Raw genomic sequence first — 2,589 nt, 5'->3', positions numbered from 1 at the left:
CTACGAGCGCAAGGCCGACCACTTCCTGGCCTTCACCAGCATCGCCTGCACCCTGATCTGCTACCGCAGACTCACCAAATGAGATGACTTCTAAGTGGTCGGCTCCGGAAATCCTTCGGGGGTTGACATCGGGGCGCGATTCCACATCAGTCCGTTGTGTCTGGGGTGGCGAAGTGGGGCTGTCAGGCACAGTCGAAGGTGTCCGCGTGGAGGCGGTCGGTGGGCCCAGCCGGGTTCCGGGGCTTTGATCACGTCGGGGAGGCGGAATATCGGCGGCACTGGCCTTGTTGCTCGCCATCGTTGATCAACAAGGAGGCCCCATGTCTGTGATCCTTCGGCCCCGCACGCTACGTTCCGGCGACCTCGTGGTCGTTACCGCGCCCTCGGGCCAGCTTGAGCCGGGTGAGGAACCACTGCTCGCCCGCGGTGTGGCGATATTGGAGCGGATGGGTTTCCGCGTGCGAGTCAGCCCAATGGTCGACCCAGCGCAGAATCGCTGGTGGGCGTCGGGCACTCCGGCGGAGCAGGCCGCCGAGCTCAATGGTCTACTCCGTGACCCGGAGGTGCGGGCCATCGTCGCGCATACCGGTGGACAGGCGACCATCGGCTATCTCGATTTGATCGATCTGGACGCGATCCGGGCCGACCCGAAGCCGATCCTCGGCTATAGCGACATCTCGGTGCTGCACATGGCGTTGTACGCCAAGACCGGCCTCGTCGGCTTCCACGCCGACATCGTCACCCACGGTTTCGGCAGCGATTGGTACACGTTGGGCGACGAGGCCCGTCGGTCCGAACTCGTCGACCTCTACGCCCGTGTGCTCACCAAGGCCGAGGCGCCGGGCGCGCTGCCGGCAAGGGAGGCTTGGGAAACCTGGCGGCCGGGCCGCGCGCAGGGACCACTGGTCGGCGGCTTGCTGAACCGCCTGGTCCAGCTGCAGGCGACACCGTTCGCTCTGCCCGCCGAACGGTTCGACGGCGCCGTCTTGTTCTGGGAAGAGCTACAGCGGCCGGTCACGCGGATCTGGAACGACCTGCATGTCTTGCGGCTGTCCGGGGTGCTGGACCGGATCGCGGGCATGGTGGTCGGCATCCCGAGAGAGGTCACGCCCTACGAGGGCGGCGGAGACCAGGTGGGTCTGCGCGACGTTGTGCTCGACGTTCTGGCGCAGCGTGACATCCCCGTCCTCGCCCAGGTCGACTTCGGCCACACCTCGCCGAACCTGCCGCTGCCTCTCGGCGTCCGCGCAGACGTGGACGCGGACAACCAAACGCTGTCCCTGCTCGAGTCGGCGGTCGCGGAAAGCTGAGTTCTGTTGGCTGTTGGCGCAGGCCCGGAGAGCCGCGACCCGTCGTCTTCCGCTTCTCCCGATCGGCCCGTCTGACATGCCCGTTGCATCGGCCTGCCCGATCGTCCTGACCGCTGCCGAGCGCGAGCGATTGAAGAAGTTGGCCTATGGCCACAAGACCGAACACCGGCTGCGGTGCCGTGCGCAGATCGTCCTGCACGCGGCACGGGGACGCTCCAACGCGCGCATCGCCCACGAGACCGGCCTGCACCTGGACACGGTTCGTGCCTGGCGCGGCCGGTTCGCCCACGGCGGCCTGTCGGCCCTGGCCGACCGTAAACGCTCAGGACGCCCGGCTCGCTTCACCCCCGTGCAGATCGCCGAGACCAAGGCGCTGGCCTGCCAGTTACCCGCCGAGACCGGTGTGCCGCTGTCGCGCTGGTCCTGCCCGGAACTGGCCGCCGAGCTGACCGCGCGCGGGATCACCGACACCGTCTCCGCGTCCACGGTCCGCCGCTGGCTGCGCGAGGACGTGCTCAAGCCCTGGCAGTACCGGTCCTGGATCTTCATCCGTGACCCGGACTTCCGCGCGAAGGCCCGGCGTGTCCTTGACCTGTACGCCCGTACGTTCGAGGGTGTCCCGCTCGGGCCGAACGAGTACGTCATCTCCAGCGACGAGAAGACCTCCGTCCAAGCCCGCTGCCGCTGCCATCCGACGCTGGCCCCGGGGCAGGCCCGGGCGATGCGGGTCAACCACGAGTACGGCCGCGGCGGTGCGCTGGCCTACCTGGCTGCCTACGACGTCCACCGCGCGAAGGTCTTCGGCCGCTGCGAGCCGAAAACCGGAGTCGTGCCCTTCATGACCCTGGTCACCCAGGTCATGGCCCAGGAGCCCTACGCGAGCGCCAGACGTGTCTTCTGGATCGTCGACAACGGCTCCTCCCACCGGGGGAAGAAGGCCATCGACCGTCTCACCACGGCCTTTCCGAACGCAGTCATGGTCCACACCCCCGTACACGCCTCCTGGACTAACCAGATAGAGATCTTCTTCTCCATCGTCCAGAGAAAGGTCGTCCAACCCAACGACTTCACGGACCTGTCCCAGGTCCGGAACCGTCTTCGCGCCTTCGAAGACCGCTACAACGCCACGGCACAGCCGTTCCAGTGGAAGTTCACCACCACCGACCTGGACGATCTGCTGGCCCGACTCGACCGGCACGCACCCGCCGACCGGCCAGAAGAATCCTCTGTTGCCCTGGCCGCCTGATCAACCCCCGAAGGATTTCCGGAGCCGACCACT

The 2,589-nt window shown here is 67.1% G+C and carries 2 protein-coding genes; both read left to right on the top strand.

Going from position 1 to position 2,589, the window contains the following annotated elements:
* Window positions 1-320 precede the first annotated feature (320 nt).
* A complete protein-coding gene (locus tag ACIF80_RS37445) occupies window positions 321-1,310 on the top strand; it encodes a S66 peptidase family protein (protein ID WP_355247585.1) in 990 nt (329 codons plus the stop codon).
* Between the two features lie 76 nt (window positions 1,311-1,386).
* Window positions 1,387-2,556: an IS630 family transposase gene (locus ACIF80_RS37440; RefSeq protein ID WP_360044458.1), complete on the top strand. Its 1,170-nt coding sequence runs from the start codon at window positions 1,387-1,389 to the stop codon at window positions 2,554-2,556.
* The last annotated feature ends 33 nt before the right edge of the window (window positions 2,557-2,589 follow it).

The organism is Streptomyces sp. NPDC085927, assembly GCF_044540975.1.
Classification (GTDB): Bacteria; Actinomycetota; Actinomycetes; order Streptomycetales; family Streptomycetaceae; genus Streptomyces; species Streptomyces hirsutus.
Note: the sequence above shows the minus strand (reverse complement) of the source record. Positions and strands in the feature narration are given on the sequence as shown.

Coding starts and splice junctions, on each gene's coding strand:
- ACIF80_RS37440 (WP_360044458.1), top strand. CDS start 1,387: ATGCCCGTTGCATCGGCCTGCCCGATCGTCCTGACCGCTGCCGAGCGC.
- ACIF80_RS37445 (WP_355247585.1), top strand. CDS start 321: ATGTCTGTGATCCTTCGGCCCCGCACGCTACGTTCCGGCGACCTCGTG.